General features: G+C 72.9%; 15 protein-coding genes. 1 reads left to right on the top strand and 14 read right to left on the bottom strand.

What is annotated here, in order from left to right; genetic code table 11:
• Positions 1-23 precede the first annotated feature (23 nt).
• The gene (locus ACIBTU_RS33405) at positions 24-1,193 is read left to right on the top strand and encodes a PQQ-dependent sugar dehydrogenase (RefSeq protein WP_399130474.1); all 1,170 of its coding nucleotides are present in this window, start codon (positions 24-26) and stop codon (positions 1,191-1,193) included.
• Here ACIBTU_RS33405 and ACIBTU_RS33400 read toward each other — a convergent pair.
• The 14 genes from ACIBTU_RS33400 to ACIBTU_RS33335 form a co-directional block, all read right to left on the bottom strand.
• Positions 1,186-1,437: a DUF6191 domain-containing protein gene (locus tag ACIBTU_RS33400; RefSeq protein ID WP_399130421.1), complete on the bottom strand. Its 252-nt coding sequence runs from the start codon at positions 1,435-1,437 to the stop codon at positions 1,186-1,188. The two genes, ACIBTU_RS33405 and ACIBTU_RS33400, sit on opposite strands and share 8 nt — an antisense overlap.
• A 62-nt stretch (positions 1,438-1,499) precedes the next feature.
• Entirely contained in the window at positions 1,500-4,640 is a 3,141-nt protein-coding gene (locus tag ACIBTU_RS33395) for an AAA family ATPase (protein ID WP_399130420.1), read from the bottom strand.
• Positions 4,641-4,711: 71 nt separating this feature from the next.
• The gene (locus ACIBTU_RS33390) at positions 4,712-4,939 is read right to left on the bottom strand and encodes a hypothetical protein (protein ID WP_399130419.1); all 228 of its coding nucleotides are present in this window, start codon (positions 4,937-4,939) and stop codon (positions 4,712-4,714) included.
• A gap of 179 nt (positions 4,940-5,118) precedes the next feature.
• Entirely contained in the window at positions 5,119-5,778 is a 660-nt protein-coding gene (locus ACIBTU_RS33385; protein WP_399130418.1) for a hypothetical protein, read from the bottom strand.
• 35 nt (positions 5,779-5,813) lie between these two features.
• Entirely contained in the window at positions 5,814-6,380 is a 567-nt protein-coding gene (locus ACIBTU_RS33380; protein ID WP_399130417.1) for a GNAT family N-acetyltransferase, read from the bottom strand.
• A 62-nt stretch (positions 6,381-6,442) separates the two neighbouring features.
• Positions 6,443-8,680, bottom strand: coding sequence for an MMPL family transporter (locus ACIBTU_RS33375; protein ID WP_399130416.1), 2,238 nt, complete (start codon positions 8,678-8,680; stop codon positions 6,443-6,445).
• A 190-nt stretch (positions 8,681-8,870) separates the two neighbouring features.
• Positions 8,871-10,907 carry a phosphocholine-specific phospholipase C gene (locus ACIBTU_RS33370; RefSeq protein ID WP_399130473.1) on the bottom strand — a complete coding sequence of 679 codons (2,037 nt, stop codon included), beginning with the start codon at positions 10,905-10,907 and terminating at the stop codon, positions 8,871-8,873.
• A 248-nt stretch (positions 10,908-11,155) separates the two neighbouring features.
• Complete coding sequence (locus tag ACIBTU_RS33365) at positions 11,156-12,394, bottom strand: SLC13 family permease (protein ID WP_399130415.1); 1,239 nt, start codon at positions 12,392-12,394, stop codon at positions 11,156-11,158.
• 60 nt (positions 12,395-12,454) lie between these two features.
• Positions 12,455-13,975, bottom strand: a complete 1,521-nt coding sequence (gene gatB, locus ACIBTU_RS33360; protein ID WP_399130414.1) for an Asp-tRNA(Asn)/Glu-tRNA(Gln) amidotransferase subunit GatB — start codon at positions 13,973-13,975, stop codon at positions 12,455-12,457.
• Positions 13,976-13,994: 19 nt separating this feature from the next.
• Positions 13,995-14,234 (bottom strand): hypothetical protein, encoded by a 240-nt coding sequence (locus ACIBTU_RS33355; protein ID WP_399130413.1) that lies wholly within the window; start codon positions 14,232-14,234, stop codon positions 13,995-13,997.
• Positions 14,231-15,730 carry an Asp-tRNA(Asn)/Glu-tRNA(Gln) amidotransferase subunit GatA gene (gene gatA, locus ACIBTU_RS33350; RefSeq protein WP_399130412.1) on the bottom strand — a complete coding sequence of 500 codons (1,500 nt, stop codon included), beginning with the start codon at positions 15,728-15,730 and terminating at the stop codon, positions 14,231-14,233. Before gatA ends, ACIBTU_RS33355 begins: the two co-directional genes overlap by 4 nt.
• Positions 15,731-15,736: 6 nt before the next feature.
• Positions 15,737-16,033: an Asp-tRNA(Asn)/Glu-tRNA(Gln) amidotransferase subunit GatC gene (gene gatC, locus ACIBTU_RS33345; RefSeq protein ID WP_018531282.1), complete on the bottom strand. Its 297-nt coding sequence runs from the start codon at positions 16,031-16,033 to the stop codon at positions 15,737-15,739.
• A gap of 89 nt (positions 16,034-16,122) precedes the next feature.
• On the bottom strand, positions 16,123-16,617 hold the full coding sequence (locus tag ACIBTU_RS33340; RefSeq protein ID WP_399130411.1) for a cupin domain-containing protein: 495 nt from the start codon (positions 16,615-16,617) through the stop codon (positions 16,123-16,125).
• Positions 16,618-16,675: 58 nt separating this feature from the next.
• The gene (locus tag ACIBTU_RS33335; protein ID WP_399130410.1) at positions 16,676-19,069 is read right to left on the bottom strand and encodes a putative bifunctional diguanylate cyclase/phosphodiesterase; all 2,394 of its coding nucleotides are present in this window, start codon (positions 19,067-19,069) and stop codon (positions 16,676-16,678) included.

Genomic DNA, 19,069 nt, shown 5'->3' with positions numbered 1-19,069 from the left:
GACGAAGGGACCTGATCGTGATCGTGCAACGTCAAGCTGTGCGGCCCGCGTTGGCCGTGGCCGCCTGTGCGGCGCTCCTGCTCACGGCCGGCTGCTCGTCCGGGGGCGGCGGGCCGAAGCAGGACCGGGGCAGCACGTCGGGCCCGAGCCGCTCGGGCGACGCCGGGGGCACGACGCCCGCGGGCGAGGTCCCGCCCGCGAAGGGTTCGGTGAAGGTACTGAGGACGGTGGCCACCGGGCTCGAGACACCCTGGGGCCTGGCCCCGCTGCCCGAGGGCGATCTGCTGGTCTCCTCGCGCGACAAGGGCACGCTCACCCGGGTCGCGCCCGGGACGGGGAAGAAGACGACCGTCGGCTCGGTCCCCGGAGTGGCCCCGGCCGGCGAGGGCGGCCTGCTCGGCATCGCCCTCTCCCCCTCCTACGCGTCGGACCACATGGTCTACGCGTACTTCACGACGGAGTCGGACAACCGCATCGCGCGGATGATCTACGACGAGAAGAAGCCGGCCGGTGAGCAACTGGGCGCTCCGGACACGGTGTTCAGAGGCATCCCCAAGGGGACGAACCACAACGGCGGGCGGATCGCCTTCGGCCCGGACGGCATGCTGTACGTGGGCACGGGCGAGACGTACAAGACGGAGCTGGCGCAGGACAAGAAGTCCACGGGCGGCAAGATCCTGCGCCTGACCCCGGAGGGCGAGCCGGCCCCGGGCAATCCCTTCGGGGACTCGCCGGTGTACTCGTACGGGCACCGCAATGTGCAGGGCCTCGCCTGGGACAAGGACAAGCGGATGTGGGCCTCGGAGTTCGGCCAGGACACCTGGGACGAGCTGAACCGGATCGTGGCGGGGGGAAACTACGGCTGGCCCGACGCCGAGGGGAAGGCCGGCAAGTCCGGCTACCGGGACCCGATCGCCCAGTGGCACACCAGTGAGGCCTCCCCCAGCGGGATCGCCTGTCTGAAGGGGTCGATCTGGATGGCGGGGCTGCGGGGCGAGCGGCTGTGGCGCATTCCGCTGGACGGCACCGAGGCGGCGCACAAGCCGCAGGCCTTCCTGGACAAGAAGTACGGGCGGCTGCGCACCGTGGTCCCCGCGGGCGGCGACACCTTGTGGGTGACCACGAGCAACACGGACGGGCGGGGGAGCCCGGAGAAGGGGGACGACCGGATCCTGGAGCTGAGAGTCAGCTGACCTCGGCGGCGCCGTCCGGTTCCGCCTCGTCGGACCCGTCCGCCGGCGCACCGTCCGGCCCGTTCGTCGTCTCGGTCTCCTCCTGGTGGGGCGCGCGGACCACGACCTTGCCGGAGGTGAGGTCTATCGGGCCGCGGCCGGGGTCCCCGTCGTTCAGGTCGACACGGGTCAGCTCCAGGCGCTTGCGTTCCTCGTCGGTGTGCCGCCGGCTGGGGGCGAACAGGTCATCGAGCGGGTTGAACACTGCGCCTCCAGGTGGGCCGGTCGAGCCTCGCGTCCAGCGTACGGCAGGGTGTGCGGCCCCGTTCAGCCCGCGACGCGGGGCGGGGCGGTCACGGGGCGGGCGGGGAAGAGCTGCAGCCGGTGGGCCAGGGCGGCGGCCTCGCCGCGGCCGGCGACGCCGAGCTTGCCGAGGATGTTGGAGACGTGGACGCTGGCCGTCTTCGGGGAGATGAAGAGCTCCTCGGCGATCTGGCGGTTGCTGCGGCCGGCGGTGACCAGGCGCAGGACGTCGCGTTCGCGGCTGGTGAGGCCGAGCTGCTCGGCGGGGTCGGCCGAGGTGTCCGGGCGGCGCGGGGTGTGGGCGGGGCTGAGGCTCAGGCGGGCGCGCTGGGCGAGGAGGGTGACGGACTCGGTGAGCGGTCGGGCGCCGAGGTGGTCGGCGACGGCCGCGACTAGGCGGAGGAGCTCGGTGGCGCGGTCGCGGTCGTCCTCGGCGGAGCCGCCGGCCGTGGCGGCGGAGACGAGGAGGGACTCGGCGAGGCGGTAGCGGACGCGGGCGAGGTCGTAGGGGCGCTCGAGGGGTTCGAAGGCGGTGACGGTGGCGGACCAGTCGTCGGCGGTGTCGCGGCCCTCGGCGCGGAGCAGCTCGGCGCGGACCCACTGTTCGTGGGCCTGCCAGACCGGGACGTGGACGGCCTGGGCCTTGGCAGCGTCGCGGATGCGGGCGACGGCCTCGGTGCGCTCCGCTTCGGCGGCGGGCAGGCCTCGGGCGTCGGCCTCCGCGGCGGCGGCGGTGCGCAGCAGGGGCCAGAGGTAGCGCTGCATGGAGTGCGGGAGGCCGGCGGTGACGAGCCGGTCGAGTTCGGCGCGGGCGTCGAGGAGGCGGCCCTGGGCTACGGCGAGAGCGAGGGAGAGATGGGTGAGGGGCAGCAGGTACTGCGGCATCGGATCGTGGGTGCCGTAGAGCTCACGGGCCGCGGCCAGGTGGGCGGCGGCTTCCTGGAGGGCGCCGCGGGCGAGGGCGAGGGTGGCGAGGTGGAGTCCGGCGGTGGCGCGGGGTCTGTCGCTGACGGCCATGGCGCGGGTGCGCTCGGCGGCGTCGGCGGCCTCGGTCCAGCGGCCCAGGGAGACGAGGGACTCGGCCTTGTTGGCGCGGACCCAGCCCTTGGTGTCGGTGAGGCCGTAGCGGCGGCACTCGGCGATGCCGAGGTCGGAGAGCCGGACGGCTTCGGCGGAGCGGCCGGAGCCTTCGAGGACGGAGGGCAGGTTCACGTTGACGTGGCGGATGCGGGCGATGAGGCCGAGTTCGGCGGAGCGCTCGCGTACGGCGTACATCTCGGTGAAGCCCTCTTCGATGTCGCCGGCGTCGACGAGGAGGCCACCGAGGACGAGGCGGGCGTTGAGTTCGATCTCCTCGGCACCGACCATGCGGGCGTACTCGACGGCACGCTCGGCGGCGGCGAGGGCTTCGGCGCCGGGGTTGTGGAGCATGCCCCAGGAGGCGACGTAGGTGAGCACCTCGGCGTGCACGGCGGACGGCGGCAGGCCGCGGACCAGCTCCTGGGCGGTGGCGATCTCGTCCCAGCCGTCGCTGCGGCCGAGAGTCGAGGTGAGGCTGCTGCGCTGGATCCAGAACCAGGCGGCGCGCAGCGGGTCACCGCCGCCCGGGGTGCGGGCGGCGTCGTCCAGGATGCGGATGGCACGCTTGGCGATCTTGAGTGCCGGTTCGCGTTCGCCGCAGAGGCGGCCGGCGACGGCGGCCTCGGCCATGAGGTCCAGGTAGCCGAGCGGGGTCGTCGCGGGGTCGCAGCCGCAGGCGAGGTACTCGTCGACGTAGTCCGCCAGGCGCAGGGCGTCGCGGATCTCCTGGGGCGCGCCGTCCCAGAGTTCCATCGCCCGTTCCAGGAGCCGGAGTTGTTCGGCGTAGGCGTGGCGGCGCTGGGCCTCGACGGAGGCGTCGAGCACGGCGGGCAGCGCCTTGGCCGGGTCGTGCGCGTGGTACCAGTAGGCGGCGAGGCGCATCACGCGCGCGTCGGCGGGGACGAGGGCCGGTTCGGCCTCGAGGGCTTCGGCGTAGCGGCGGTTGATGCGGGAGCGCTCGCCGGGGAGCAGGTCGTCGCTGACGGCCTCGCGGACGAGGGAGTGCCGGAAGCGGTAGCCGTCGCCGTCGGGCGAGGCGGTGAGGATGTTGGCACCGACGGCGGCGCGCAGGGCCTCGATGAGTTCGTCCTCGCCGAGCCGGGCGACGGCGGCGAGCAGCGCGTACTCGACGGTGGAGCCGCCTTCGGCGCAGATCCGGGCGATGCCCTGGGCGGGCTCGGGGAGGGACTCGACGCGGACGAGGAGGATGTCGCGCAGGGAGTCGGTGAGGCCGGTGGCGCAGCCCTGGGCGGCGGAGACGGCGAGTTCCTCGACGAAGAAGGCGTTGCCGTCGGAGCGGCGGAAGATGTCGTCGACGACGGTGCGCTGGGGTTCGTCGGCGATGATTCCGGCGACCTGGCGGGCGACCTCGGCGCGGTTGAGCCGGCCGAGTTCGATGCGGGTGACGGTGCGCAGCCGGTCGAGTTCGGCGAGCAGGGGGCGCAGCGGGTGGCGGCGGTGCACGTCGTCGGAGCGGTAGGTGGCGACGACGACGAGGCGGCCGCCGCGCAGGGTGCGGAAGAGGTAGGAGAGGAGGTGCCGGGTGGAGGCGTCGGCCCAGTGCAGGTCTTCGAGGATGACGACGACGGTGCGGTCGGCGGCGACGCGTTCGAGGAGGCGCACGGTGAGTTCGAAGAGGCGGGCGGTGGCGGTCTCGTCGCCGTGACCGTCGCGTCCGCGCGGTTCGGCCGCGGGTCCCCCGGCGGCGCCCGGGACGGCCGGCCGGTCGGCCAACTCGGGGAGGACTCTGGCCAGTTCGACCTCGCGCCCCGCGGCGGCCGCGTCGACCTCGCCGGGCAGGGCCCGGCGAAGCCCGCGCAGGGCGGTGGAGAACGCGGCGAAGGGGAGGCCGTCGGCGCCGATCTCGACGCAGCCGCCGGTGACGACGACGGCGCCGGTGCGGCAGGCGCCGGCGGCGAACTCCTCGACGAGCCGGGTCTTGCCGACCCCGGCCTCGCCGCCGAGCAGCAGGGCCTGGGGTTCGCCGGCGGCGGCGCGGGTCAGGGCAGTGTCGAGTGTGCCGAGTTCGTCGGCACGGCCGACGAACACCGGGCTGACGGATCGGGTCTCCACAGCGCCGAGCATCGCACACTGATCCGGGACGGGGGCAAGGGTTTTCGGGTTGCCCGGCCGCGCCGCGGGCCGGGGTGCCGGGTTCATGCGGTGCGGGGTGCGCGCCGGCGGCGGGGGCGGTCGGTACTGACCGGGGCCTCGGTACTCACCCGCCCTCCGGACCTGTGGCTCACGGAGTCGCGGCCGGCGCGCTCGGACCGCTCCGCGCGGGCGGCCCGGGTGGCCCGGGCGGCGGCGCGGGCCCGCCGGTACTCGTCGGCCTCGCGGCGGAGTTCGACGGAGCGCTGCTGGTGGATCTCGTACTCGAACACGGTGTCTCCCTGGGGCGTTCGGTGGTGTCTCGCGGAGTGCTTTCCGCGATGCCTCCACTTTCGTCGCCCAGGGGGGTGCGCCACATCGGGAGAGTGCCGCATCTGTGACGCGGCGGGGGCCTTAGGCGGCGCGCTCGGGGGAGGTGCGCACCGCCTAAGGCCCCCTGGGGGTGCTCAGGTCAGCTCAGGCCGGGCGTGCCGAAGATCAGGTCGGTGTACTTGGCCACGGCCAGGATCAGGCCGATCACGCCGAGGGAGACCCCGGCCCAGGCGGCGGACTTGATCCAGGCGGCCTGGGGCCGGCCGGGCGCGCCGAAGGCGGGGCGGGACAGGACGACGACGGCGACGACCAGGGCGAGGAGGGCGAAGAATCCGCCGACGGCGGCGGTGGCGTGCCAGCCGTCGGTGTAGCCCTCCTTGACCTGGGCGGCGACGCCGGGGTTCGCGTTCGTGGAGAGGTTGAGCTGTCCGGTGAGGGTCTCGCGGGCGCCGACGATCGTGCCGATCCAGCTGCCGGACAGGGAGAGGAAGCCGAGGGCGGCGGAGACGATGGCGGCGGCACCCTGGCCGACGCCGGCCGGCTCCGGGGCGGTCACGTCATCGGAGTCGCCGAGCCCGTCCGCGAGCTCCTCGGCGTCCTCGTCAGCCGCGGCCTCGTCGCCCGCCACTGCGTCCTCGTCCCGCACCGCGGTCTCAGCCTCGGTCGTGGTCTCGGTCGCGGTCTCGGCCTCCACGCCGGTCGTGGCCGCGGCGCCCTCGGCCAGGGCCTCGTCCTCGGCCGGGGCGGGGTCGGCCGGCTGCGCGTCCGTCTTTGTGTTCGCGTCCGTCTTCGTAGTCATGGTGCGCACCGTACGGACGGAGTCTGAGAGGGGGCTTAACGCGCGAGGAGGGCGGCGCGGGCGCTCGGCCACTCCGGGGCGAGCAGGGACCAGATCTCCAGGTCGTGGCGGACGCCGCGCCAGGGGGCGGCCTCGCGGCGGACGCCGTCCTGGGTGAAGCCGAGGCGGCGGGCGACGTTGAGGCTCGGCACGTTCCCGGAGGCGGCGACCCATTCGACGCGGTGCATGCCGCGCCCGTCGAAGAGCCAGTCGATCATCGGGATCATGGCGCGGGTGATGAGGCCGCGCCCGGTGGCGGAGGGCTCCAGCCAGCAGCCGACCTCGGCGTTGCCGCGCTCGGCTTCGACGTTGAGGGTGAGGACGCCGCCGACGAGGGTGTCGTCGACCCAGATGCCGTGCAGGGCGCCGGTGTCGGCGGCGCGCATGTCCTCGTAGCGCTGGAGGGCGGCCCGGGAGGAGTCGACGTCGACGGCGGTGGAGCCGAAGGGGATGAACTGGCCGATGAACTCGCGGCCCCGCTCGATGTGGGCCAGGAACTCCGCGGCGCGCCAGGGTTCCAGCGGCCGCAGCCGGGCGGTCTCGTCGAGCGCGATCTCGTACATCGGTGGCCTCCGTCGCCGTCAGGGCCGGACGGATCTCCGGCCCGTGGACTCGCGGCCCGTGGTCACGAGGCCGCGTCGCTCAGCGCTTCGCCGGTTACGGCGAGCTGCTCGGGGATCTTCGCATCCCCGGCGGGACGGCATTCGGGCGGCTCGATGCTGAGCCGGGGCAGGATGCGGTCGAGCCAGCGGGGCAGCCACCAGTTGGCGCCGCCGAGGAGGTGCATGAGGGCGGGGACGAGGAGGGTGCGCAGGATGAACGCGTCGACGGCCACGGCGACGGCGAGCGCGATGCCGAACATCGCGATGACGCGGTCGCCGCTGAGGACGAAGGCGAGGAAGACGGAGATCATGATCACCGCGGCCGAGTTGATCACGCGGCTGGTCTCGGCGAGACCGACGCGGACGGCCCGCCGGTTGTCGCCGGTCTCGAGCCATTCCTCGTACATCCGGCTCACGAGGAACACCTGGTAGTCCATGGAGAGCCCGAAGAGGACCGAGACCATGATCACGGGGAGGAAGGGTTCGATGGGTCCGGAGGCGCCCAGGCCGAGGAGCTCGCTGCCCCAGCCCCACTGGAAGATCGCGACGACGACACCGAAGGCGGCGGCGACGGCGGCGATGTTCATCGCGGCGGCCTTGAGGGGGATGCCGATCGAGCGGAAGGCGAGGAGGAGCAGGACGCAGCCGAGTCCGACGACGACGCCGACGAACAGGGGCAGCTTGCCGATGATGACGTCGGCGAAGTCGTCGTAGCTGGCGGTGACGCCGCCGACCTGGACGTCGAGCTGGCCGCCGGCGGTCCGTGCCTCGGGGACGACGTCGGCGCGCAGCCGGTCGACGAGGTCGCTGGTCTGCTGCGACTGCGGGGAGGAGTCGGGGACGACGGTGAGGTGCGCGGCGCTGTCGTCGGCGTTGTAGGCGATCGGCGAGACGGAGGCGACGCCGTCGGTGGTGCGCAGCTCGTGCGCGAGGTGGGTGAGGGCGGCCTTGTCCTGGGCGCCGTCGACCTCGGTGACGAGGGTGAGCGGCCCGTTCATGCCGGGGCCGAAGCCGTCGGCGAGCAGGTCGTAGGCCTGCCGGGTGGTGCTCGACCTGGGGTTGTTGCCCTGGTCGGAGGTGCCGAGGTGGAGGGAGAGGGTGGGGAGTGCGAGGACGGTGATCAGGCCGAGGGCGAGTCCGCCGAGCAGTTTGGGGTGGCGCTCCACGAAGGCGGACCAGCGGGCGGCGAGCCCGGTCGGGAGTTCGGGCGCGGGGCCGTGTTCGGCGAGGCGGCGCCGTTCGCGGCGGGACAGGGCGCGCGGGCCGATGAGGGCGAGCAGGGCCGGCAGCAGGGTCACGGAGGCGGCGACGGTGAGCAGCACGGTGAGCGACGCGGCGATGGCGACGCCGTTGAGGAAGCTGAGCCGCAGGATCAGCATGCCGAGCAGGGCGATGCAGACGGTGGCGCCGGCGAAGACGACGGCGCGGCCGGTGGTGGAGACGGCCCGCTGGGCGGCCTCCGGCACGGACAGTCCCTGTTTCAGCCCCTTGCGGTGGCGGGTCACGATGAACAGGGCGTAGTCGATGCCGACGCCGAGGCCGACGAGCATGCCGAGCATCGGCGCGAAGTCGGCGACGGTCATGGCGTGCCCGAGCAGCACGATGCCCGCGTAGGCGGTGCCGACGCCGACGAGGGCGGTGGCGATGGGCAGCATGGCCGCGGCCATGGAGCCGAAGGCGAGCAGCAGGACGACGGCCGCGACGACGACGCCGACGATCTCCGACACATGGGCGGAGGTGGGTTCGGTGAGGGAGACGGCGCTGCCGCCGAGTTCGACCTGGAGTCCGTCGGGCCCGTGGTGCTCGGCCGCGCGGGCGGTGTCGACGACGGCCTTCGCCTGGCTGACGGGCAGGTCGTCGGACTGCTGGTCGAAGCTGACGGTGGCGTACGCGGTGCGGCCGTCGGCGCTGATCCCGGCGGCTCCGCCGGAGTCGGCCTCGTAGGGCGAGGCGACGGCGGAGACGCCGGGCAGGTCGCCGATCTGCCGCAGGGTGTTGCTCATCGCGGTCTCGACGTCCGCGGCCCGCACGGTGGAGTCCTTGATGTGCCAGACGACGGTGTCGCTGTCGCCGCCGAGCGCGGGGAAGTTCTCGTTCAGCAACTGGGTCGCGCGGCCGGACTCGGTGCCGGGTGCCTCGTAGTCGTTCGAGTACGCGGAACCGGCGGCGGTCGCGGCAGCGGCGGTGCCCCCGAGGGCGAGCAGCCACAGCAGGACGACCACGAGCCGATGCCGGACACACCAGCGTGCGAGTGCGGCCACGGACATGCTCCCTGGGTGATGTATGGATCTTTGACCGGGAACAGCCGTATAAGCGCCGTTTAAAGGTGAACAGCCCGCAAAGAACACATGAGCAAGGAGCAGCCACTCTTACAGGCCGAGGAGATCCTTTGTCGCTTTCGTGGGCTTACTCACAGGGATATCCCACACGCTCGGGGGTATCGGCGGGGCGTCATCCGGACACGCTGGGGCGCCCGTTCTCGATGTGGCCCACGAGGCGCCTGTGGAAGCCGTCGGCGGCGATCTCGACGTCGTACCAGCCGTGCGCGTCGGCGGTCTCGTGGACGACCGTGACGGTCCGGCCGGCCTGCACGGTGACCGTGCGCTCGCCCACGGTGAACGCCTGCGCCGTCGTGCCGGTGGCGCGCAGCCGGATCCGCAGCAGACGTGCGCGTCCGTCGACGGTCGTCGTGACGTCGCCGCCGAAGTCGGCGCGACCGCGGAACTCGCGCCGGAAGCCGTTGGGCCCGGTCACCACGAAGTCGTACGCGGCGGCCCCGTCCGCGCCGACGGGCACGGCCTGCTCGCGCACGACGTCGAAGTGGAGCGGCGCCGCGGCCTCCCCCGCGTACGGGTACAGGGCGAAGTGCGTGCTGGCGCTTCCGGTGTTGCTCAGGCTCAGGGTGAGCCTGCCGTCCCGCACGCGCGCGTGGGCGTCCGGCTGGTACGGGAGCGGGCGCGCGGGCCGGGTGCCGGGCTCCTGCTCGGGCACGGTCTGCTGGGCGGGCGCCGGGGGCTGCGGCGCCCAGCGGCCGCTGAACGCGGGCACGGGTCCGGGCTGCTCGACGGACGGCTGCCGGGCGGTGCGGTGGAAGTCGAAGGCGCCGGTGAGGTCGCCGGTGACCTGACGCCGCCAGTCACCGATGTTGGGCTCGCGGATGCCCGTCCAGCGCTCCAGGAAGCGGACGACGGAGGTGTGGTCGAAGACCTCGGAGCAGACGTAGCCGCCGACGGTCCACGGCGAGACGACGAGCATCGGCACGCGGATGCCGAGGCCGGTGGGCAGGCCCTGCCAGTGCTCCTCGGTGACCTCCGGGCCGGGGACGGGCGGCGGCACGTGGTCGAAGAAGCCGTCGTTCTCGTCGTAGTTGATGAAGACGGCCGTCTTCTTCCACACCTCGGGGTGCGAGGCGAGCGCGTCGAGGACCTTGTAGACGATGGTCGCGCTGTGGATGGGCGAGGAGACGGAGGGGTGCTCGGAGTCCACGGCGGACGGCACCAGGTAGGAGACGCGGGACAGCGTGCCGGCGGCGACGTCGGCGGCGAAGGTGTCGGCGAGCTTCCCGGTGGGGACGCGGCGCAGGGCCCGCTCGAACAGCGAGCGCTCCTTCTTGTCGAGCGTGGCGACGCCCTTGTCCAGGGTGGCGAGGAGCGCGTCGCGCTCGGCGTCGTCCTTCGCGTCGCGCACCTTGGCGTAGAAGGCCTCCATGAAGGTGAGCCCGGTGCCGGCGAGGACCTTGCGGGCGATGGCCTTGAAGGTGGTGAAGAACTCGATCTGGTTGTCGGTGAAGTTCTCCCACTCGGTGTACGTCTGCCAGCTCACGCCCGCCTGCTCCAGGCGCTCGGCGTACGTGCCCCAGTCGTAGCCGGGGTGGGTGCCCTCGTTGTAGGCGTCGTTGCCGACGGCGCGCTTGCCGTTCGGCTCGTTGCCCGTCCTGCCGCTCCACAGGTGGTTGCGGTTGGGGCTGGTGGAGCTGTGGATGGAGGAGTGGTAGGCGTCGCAGACGGTGAAGGTGTCGGCGAGCTCGTAGTGCAGCGGGATGTCCTCGCGCGTGTAGTACGCCATCGTGGCCGCTGTCTTCGCGGTGATCCACCCGTCGTGCCAGCCCTTGTTCCAGGCCTTGGCGCCGCCGCTCCAGGAGTGGTCGAGGGCGCCGATGTACTGGAGGTCCTTCTTCTGCGTCGCGGCGGCCTCGCGGACCGGGAACGGCAGGACGGTGCGCAGCGCGCCGGGCTGCTCGAGGACGCTCCTGCCGCTCGGCAGCTTGATCGCGTTGCGGTCGCCGAAGCCGCGGACGCCGCGCAGGGTGCCGAAGTAGTGGTCGAAGGACCGGTTCTCCTGCATGAGGATCACGACGTGCTCGATGGCGTCGAGTCCGCCCTGCGGCGGCGCGCCGGCCTCGGCCTGGGCGGCGAGGGCCTGCTGCAGCGACGGGGGCAGGAAGGAGCCGGCCGCGGCGGCACCGAGCGCCCCTCCGCCGAGGGCCATGAGGCGTCTGCGGGACAGCGCCGGGGATGCGGGCGACGGGGAGTCCGACGACGAGGACACGGGACCTCCGAACGTTGTGGTCGGCAGTACCTAATGGTCTGCGGGCGACCCATTGAGTGGTTCGGCGGGGACGCTAGCGACGCCGGATGGCGCTGGGAAGTACGCGGACGGGCCACGGCGTAAACGTCCAACAGTCCGTCACAAAGGTCCAACCCCGACCTCTGCGGCCTTTCCCTCGATACGGGACCTCAGCCGAGCACGGCCAGGGAGGCCCACAGGGCGAGCGTCGAGCCGAGCAGGGTCGCGGGGACGGTGAGCAGCCCGAGCCGGGTGAACTCCCCCAGCTCCGGTTCGGTGCCGTGCGCGTGCACGATGCGCCGCCACAGCAGCGTCGCGAGCGAGCCCACGTACGTGAGGTTGGGGCCGACGTTGACACCGATGAGCGCGGCGAGGACCGGCCCGGGGCCCGCGGGCGCGACGACCGGCAGCAGCGCGAGCACGGCGGGCAGGTTGTTGATGAGGTTGGCGAGCAGCGCGGCGACGCCCGCGATCGCGAGCAGCGCGGCCAGTGAGGTGCCGTCGGGCAGGACGCGGGCGATGGCGTCGCCGAGCCCGTTGTCGACGACGGCCTCGACGACGATGCCGAGGGCGAGGACGAACAGGCAGAACGGCAGGTTGGCGGCCGTGAGGAGTTCGCGCGGGGTGCTGCGGCGGCGGGCGAGCGAGCGCGCCCCGAGCACGGCCGCGCCCGCGAGCGCGGCCCACAGGGGCTCGGCGCCCGCGAAGGAGGCCACGGCGAACCCGGCGAGCGTCAGGCCCAGCACGACGAGCGTGAAGCGGGGGACGCCGGGCGCCTCCTCGTCCTTGGGCTCGTGCGCGTACGTGGCGAGGTCGGCGGCGAAGTACCGACGGAACACGACGTACTCGATGCCGATAGCGACCAGCCAGGGCAGGGTCATCAGCCCGGCGAACCGGGTGAAGGTGAGCCCGCTCGCGGTGAAGGCCAGCAGGTTGGTGAGGTTGGAGACGGGCAGCAGCAGCGACGCCGAGTTGGCGAGATGGGCGCTCGCGTAGACGTGCGGGCGGGGGCGCGCTCCGATACGGGCGGCGGTCGCGAACACGACCGGGGTGAGCAGCACGACGGTGGCGTCCAGGCTCAGCACGGCGGTGATGGTCGCGGCGACGGCGAAGACGCCGCCGAGCATGCGCGTGGGGCTGCCGTGGCAGGCCCGGGCGACAGCGTCACCGGCGGCACGGAACAGTCCGTCGTCGGCGCAGAGCTGGGCCAGGAGCAGGATCGCGGCGAGGAAGCCGACGACGGGCAGCAGCTCCTTGGTCTGGGACCAGGCGTGCTGCGGGGTGACGGCGCCGACGGCGACGGCGACGGCCGCGGCCGGTACGGCGGCGACGGCCTCCGGCCAGGTGCGGGGCCTCAGGACCGCGAACACCAAGGTGGCGGCCAGGAGGGCTACTGAGGTGAGTATCAAGGTTGCTTGCTCGGTGCGGCTTCGATGGGGGCCGGGCGTGCCCGGCCCCCACCTACGGCTCTAGCCCTCGCTGACGCCCAGCTTCTCGAGGATCAGCTCCTTGACGCGGGCCGCGTCGGCCTGACCCCGGGTCGCCTTCATGACGGCGCCGACGAGCGCTCCGGCCGCGGCGACCTTGCCGGACTGGATCTTGGCGACGATCCCGGCGTTACCGGCGATGGCCTCGTCCACGGCGGTGGACAACGCGCCCTCGTCGGAGACGACCTTGAGGCCGCGCTTGTCGACGACCTCGTCGGGCGTGCCCTCGCCCTTGAGGACGCCGTCGATGACCTGGCGGGCCAGCTTGTCGTTCAGGTCGCCCTTCGAGACCAGCTCCGAGACGCGCGCCACCTGCTCGGGCGTGATCGCCAGCGCGGCGACCTCGACACCCTGCTCGTTGGCGTTGCGCGCCAGCTCGCCCATCCACCACTTGCGGGCGGACGCCTGGTCGGCGCCGGCCGCGATCGTGGCGACGATGGGGCCGAGCGCCCCGGCGTTGTTGATCGACTGCATGTCGTGGGCGGTGATGCCCCACTCCTCGATCAGCCGGTTGCGCTGCACGAGCGGCAGCTCCGGGAGACCCGCCCGCAGTTCCTCGACCCACGCGCGCGCGGGGGCCACCGGCACCAGGTCCGGCTCGGGGAAGTAGCGGTAGTCCTCGGCGTTGTCCTTGATGCGGCCCGAGGTGGTGGAGCCGTCGTCCTCGTGGAAGTGACGGGTCTCCTGCACGATCGTGCCGCCGGAGGACAGCACCGCGGCGTGGCGCTGGATCTCGTAGCGGGCCGCGCGCTCGACGGAACGCAGGGAGTTCACGTTCTTCGTCTCGGAGCGCGTGCCGAACTTCTCGGTCCCGTGGGGACGCAGCGACAGGTTCACGTCGCAGCGCATCTGGCCCTTGTCCATGCGCGCCTCGGACACGTCGAGGGCACGGATGACCTCGCGCAGCTCGGCGACGTACGCCTTCGCGACCTCGGGGGCCCGCTCGCCGGCGCCCTCGATCGGCTTGGTGACGATCTCGATGAGGGGGATGCCCGCGCGGTTGTAGTCGAGCAGCGAGTGGGACGCGCCGTGGATGCGGCCGGTGGCACCGCCGACGTGCGTCGACTTGCCGGTGTCCTCCTCCATGTGGGCGCGCTCGATCTCCACGCGGAAGACCTCGCCGTCCTCCAGCTGCACGTCGAGGTAGCCGTTGAAGGCGATGGGCTCGTCGTACTGGGAGGTCTGGAAGTTCTTCGGCATGTCCGGATAGAAGTAGTTCTTCCGGGCGAAGCGGCACCACTCGGCGATCTCGCAGTTGAGCGCGAGGCCGATCTTGATGGCCGACTCGACGCCGATCTCGTTCACGACCGGCAGCGCGCCGGGCAGGCCGAGACAGGTCGGGCAGGTCTGGCTGTTGGCGTCCTGCTTGAGCTCGGTGGAGCAGCCGCAGAACATCTTCGTCTTGGTGCCGAGCTCGACATGGACCTCGAGGCCCATGACCGGGTCGTACGACGCGAGCGCGTCCTCGTACGAGAGCAGCTCGGGAGTGGTCGTGGCAGTCACGATTTCTGGTACTTCCCTCTCAGCCCAGCAGGACGTCGTCGTCGCCCAGGCGCTTCAGCTCACGCAGGAGCAGGGCGATGCCGGTGGCGATGGCGGCGGCGGAGACGACGGCGTCGACGAGGCGGAGCGTGTCGTGCTCGGTGCGCGCCTTCTTGACCTGCTTCGCGACGCTGAGCGCGCCGAAAGCCGTCGTCCCGATCGACAGGTACGTGCCGGACTTGGACTTCTTGAATCCCTTGGCCTTACCAAGTGCACTCACAGCGACGGTGCCTCCTCGAGCAGCGGGTGGCCCCACTTTTCCACGAAGGCGGCCTCGACGGCGGCGCCCACCTTGTAGAGGCGGTCGTCCTTCATGGCGGGGGCGATGATCTGCAGGCCGACCGGCAGGCCGTCCTCGGGGGCCAGGCCGCAGGGGAGCGACATGGCGGCGTTGCCGGCCAGGTTGGTCGGGATGGTGCACAGGTCCGCGAGGTACATCGCCATCGGGTCGTCGGCACGCTCGCCGATCGCGAAGGCGGTGGTCGGCGTCGTCGGCGAGACGATGACGTCCACCTGCTCGAACGCGGCCTCGAACTCGCGGGTGATGAGCGTACGGACCTTCTGGGCGCTGCCGTAGTACGCGTCGTAGTAGCCGCTCGAAAGGGCGTACGTACCAAGGATGATGCGGCGCTTGACCTCGTCGCCGAAGCCGGCCTCGCGGGTGAGCGCGGTGACCTCCTCGGCGGAGTGCGTGCCGTCGTCGCCGACCCGCAGGCCGTAGCGCATGGCGTCGAACCGGGCGAGGTTCGAGGAGCACTCGGACGGCGCGATCAGGTAGTACGCGGACAGCGCGAGGTCGAAGGACGGGCAGTCCAGCTCGACGATCTCGGCGCCCAGCGACCTGAGCAGCTCGACGGACTCGTCGAAGCGCTGCACGACGCCGGCCTGGTAGCCCTCGCCGCGGAACTGCTTGACGACACCGACGCGCATGCCCTGGACCGAGCCGTTGCGCGCGGCCTCGACGACCGGCGGGACCGGGGCGTCGATGGACGTGGAGTCGAGCGGGTCGTGTCCGGCGATGGCCTCGTGCAGCAGCGCCGCGTCGAGGACCGTGCGGGCACAGGGGCCGCCCTGGTCGAGGGAGGACGAGAAGGCGACCATGCCGAAGCGCGAGACGCCGCCGTACGTGGGCTTGACGCCGACGGTGCCGGTGACGGCGGCGGGCTGGCGGATGGAGCCGCCGGTGTCCGTGCCGATCGCCAGCGGGGCCTCGTATGCGGCGAGGGCCGCGGAGGAACCGCCGCCGGAGCCGCCGGGGATCTTGGTGAGGTCCCACGGGTTGCCGGTCGGTCCGTAGGCGCTGTTCTCCGTCGACGACCCCATGGCGAACTCGTCCATGTTGGTCTTGCCGAGGATGACGACGTCGGCGGCCTTCAGCTTCTTGGTGAGCGTGGCGTCGTACGGCGGGATCCAGCCCTCGAGGATCTTGGAGCCGACCGTGGTCGGGATGCCCTCGGTGGTGAAGATGTCCTTCAGCGCGAGCGGGACGCCGGCCAGCGGGCCGAGCTTCTCGCCCGCGGCGCGCTTGGCGTCCACGGCGGCGGCCTGCTTCAGGGCGCCCTCGCGGTCGACGTGCAGGAAGGCGTGCACCTTCTCGTCGACGGCCTCGATCCGGGCCAGGTGGGCCTCGGTGACCTCGACGGCCGTGAGCTCGCCGGAAGCGATCTTCGCGGCGATCTCGGCGGCGGTGAGCTTGATGATGTTCGTGTCCGTCATGACTTCTTAGTCCTCCCCCAGGATCTGCGGCACCTTGAAACGCTGCTGCTCCTGGGCCGGGGCGCCGGAGAGCGCCTGCTCGGGGGTGAGCGACGGACGGACCTCGTCCGCGCGCATGACGTTCGTCAGCGGCAGCGGGTGGGAGGTCGGCGGGACGTCTTGGTCGGCGACCTCGCTGACGCGGGCGACCGCGCCGATGATGTCGTCGAGCTGGCCGGCGAAGTGGTCGAGCTCTTCGGGCTTCAGCTCCAGACGCGCCAGCCGGGCGAGGTGGGCGACCTCCTCGCGCGTGATGCCAGGCATGCAGCGATCCTCTGGGTGAGAGTGTGTGGTTTGGAGCCAATCCTATGGGGCGCGGAGGCGTGCCTGGTAAACGGTTTGCCGCCGGGCCCCTATCGGCGCCGTCCGTCCCATGCCGGACTGGACAGGAAGTGGTTGTCGTAGCGCTCCTGCACCTCGAGGATCGACTCGGGGGCGAGCTCGCCCAGGGCGATGCGCTGAAGGTGACGGAAGTACGCGAAACGCTCGACGCCCGGGGTGATCACGATGAGCAGGTCGGCGTCGGAGCCGGGCACGGCGGCGAACGCGTGCGGCATGCGGGGCGGCACCACGATGAGGTCGCCGGCCTCGCCCGTGATCACCTGCTCCCCCGACAGGAACTCGGCGGCGCCGTCGAGGACGTAGAACATCTCGGCGCTGCGCTCGTGGTGGTGCGGGAGCGCCCCGTTCGCCCCGTCCTTCATCGTGATGCGCTGGGTGGACAGGGCGCCGCCGGTGGAGCTGCTGTCCGCGAGCAGGCGGCCGGTGACGGGGGCGCGGCCCACGACCTCGGCGTCGGCCTCGCGGACGATCACCGTCTCGTCGAAGTCGGGCACGAACAGCGACATCGGAAACTCCTTCGGCCGGGCCCCGGCGGGCCGGGCGCGGGTCAGCCCAGGGCGCCGGTCAGCCCAGGGGACGGGGGTCGTCGCCCGGGACGGCCGGGAGGGCCGCCGGGGTGCGCTGCCAGCCTCTGGCGCCCCGCGCGCGCAGCCACGCGGTCGTCTCGTCGGGCGGCATCGCGGCGGCGACGAGCCAGCCCTGCACCGCGTCGCACCCCAGGTCGCGCAGGCGCTCCCAGGTCTCGTCGTCCTCGACGCCCTCGGCCACGACGAGGAGGCCGAGCGAGTGGGCGAGGTCGACGGTGCAGCGGACGATCTCCGCGTCCTCGTTGTCCACGGCGAGCCGGGCGACGAACGAGCGGTCGATCTTGAGCTCGCTGAATGGGAGCCGGCGCAGGTGTACGAGCGACGAGTAGCCGGTGCCGAAGTCGTCGAGGGACATCTTGACGCCGTGGCCGGTCAGTCCGGCCAGGGTGTCGGCGGCCCGCTGCGGGTCCTCCAGGAGGACGTGCTCGGTGATCTCCAGCTGGAGCGCACCGGCCGGGACGCCGTGGCGGGCGAGGCGCGCGGCGACGGATCCGGCGAAGCCGGGGGTGTGCACATCGCGGGGCGACACGTTGACCGCGACGGGGACGCGCAGGCCCTGGGCGCGCCAGCGGGCGACCTGGGCGAGCGCCGTCTCCAGGACGTACTCGGTGAGGACCGGCATCAGGCCGGAGGACTCGGCGATGGCGATGAACTCGTCCGGCGGCACCTTGCCGCGCTCGGGGTGCACCCAGCGCACGAGCGCCTCCAGGCCGGCGACCTGGCCGTCGAAGCGGACCTTCGGCTGGTAGTGCAGTTCGACCTCGCAGGCGTCGAGCGCTCGGCGCAGATCGCCCAGGAGACCGAGCCGGTCCGGGGTGTTGGAGTCGCGCTTCGACTCGTAGACCTCGACGCCCGTACGGTCCCGCTTGGCCTGGTACATGGCGACGTCGGCGCGGCGCAGCAGGCCCTCGGCGTCCAGCGCGTGGTCGGGGAAGACGGCGAGTCCGGCGCTGGCCTCGAGGACGAGCGTCAGCCCGTCCAGGTCCAGCGGGGAGCCGAGCGTGGCGACGAGGCCGCGGGCGACGCGGGTCGCGGAGGTCGTGGAGTCGGCGACGGGCAGCAGGACGGCGAACTCGTCGCCGCCGAGCCGGGCCACCTCGGCGCCGCGCGGCAGGGCCTCGCGCAGCCGGTCGGCGATCTGGAGGAGCAGCCGGTCGCCGGCGAGGTGCCCGAGGGTGTCGTTCACCGAACGGAACCGGTCGAGGTCGATCAGCATGAGGGCGCTGCGGGCGCCGATCCGCTCGGCGTCGTCGAGCGCGGCCCAGGTCCGCTCGAGCAGCCACTGCCGGTTCGGCAGGCCGGTCAGGGGGTCGCGGAGCTGCTCCTCGGCGCGGGCGCGCGCGATCCACAGGGTGGAGTCGAGGGCGATGAGCGGGATGGCGAAGAGCGGCAGGAGCGCGGGCAGGGCGACGGCCACGACGCAGACCAGCGGCGAGATCCCGAGCAGGGCGACGGCGACCAGGCCGTGCCGGGCGAGCGTCGTACGGGCGACCGTGGGCAGTCCGGAGGGGCGCGGGGCGTGGACGTACCAGAGCAGGGTGCGGGTCACGAGGAGGTACCCGGCGGCGGCGAGGAGGATCTCGGGGGCGGCGGCGACGGTCCACGTGTCGGGCAGCCAGGGCGCCTCGACGGACGGCACCCGGCCGAACGCGGCGAGCACGAGGGCGCTCGCGCCGATCCCGAGGACGTCGATCGCGCCGTGCAGCACGCCCTGGCGCCAGTGGTGTCTGCGGGCCGCGCCGACGAGCACGACGACGGCGAGGCTGACCATGACGGCGGGCACCCAGCCGTACAGGAGCAGCACGGCGAGGGTGAGGGCGGCGCCGGATCCGGTGCCGCCCCACCAGCGGTCGCGGCCGAGGGCGACGAGGTGGCCGACGATGATGCCGGTCAGGACGGCGAGGGACCAGCCGGTCCCGCCGGACGGGAAGAGCGCGTGGTTCCCGGTGAACGCCCGGTAGAAGCCGGCGCCCACGACGACCGCCGCGAGGGCCACGACGGCGCCGGGCAGCAGGGACAGGGGGTGGGTGCGTGCGGCGTCCGCACGTTCGGGAAGGGGGTTGCGGGCGGGGGTCGCGGCGCCGACACGGCCGCCGGACGCGATGCCGGCGGGTCCGATCGCGGACCGGCCGGTGAGCCCGGCCGCCGGGGCCGGAACGGCACGCTCGGGTGCCTGCCCGCGCCTCACCGCGCCGAGGGCCGTCGCGCCCCCGCGCCACCAGTTGCGCCAGTTCACCACACCACCGCGATCGTTCTCCCCGTGCTCCCCGTAACCGCTGTCGTCGCCGTCCGCGCGCCGCGTCATGGCGCGCAGCATCCGCCGGCGTGGGCGCAGGCGTGAGTCAGGGGCGGCGCTCTCGGTCGGTTCCAT

This window comes from Streptomyces sp. NPDC050145, from assembly GCF_044460245.1.
Classification (GTDB): Bacteria; Actinomycetota; Actinomycetes; order Streptomycetales; family Streptomycetaceae; genus Streptomyces.
Note: the sequence above shows the minus strand (reverse complement) of the source record. Positions and strands in the feature narration are given on the sequence as shown.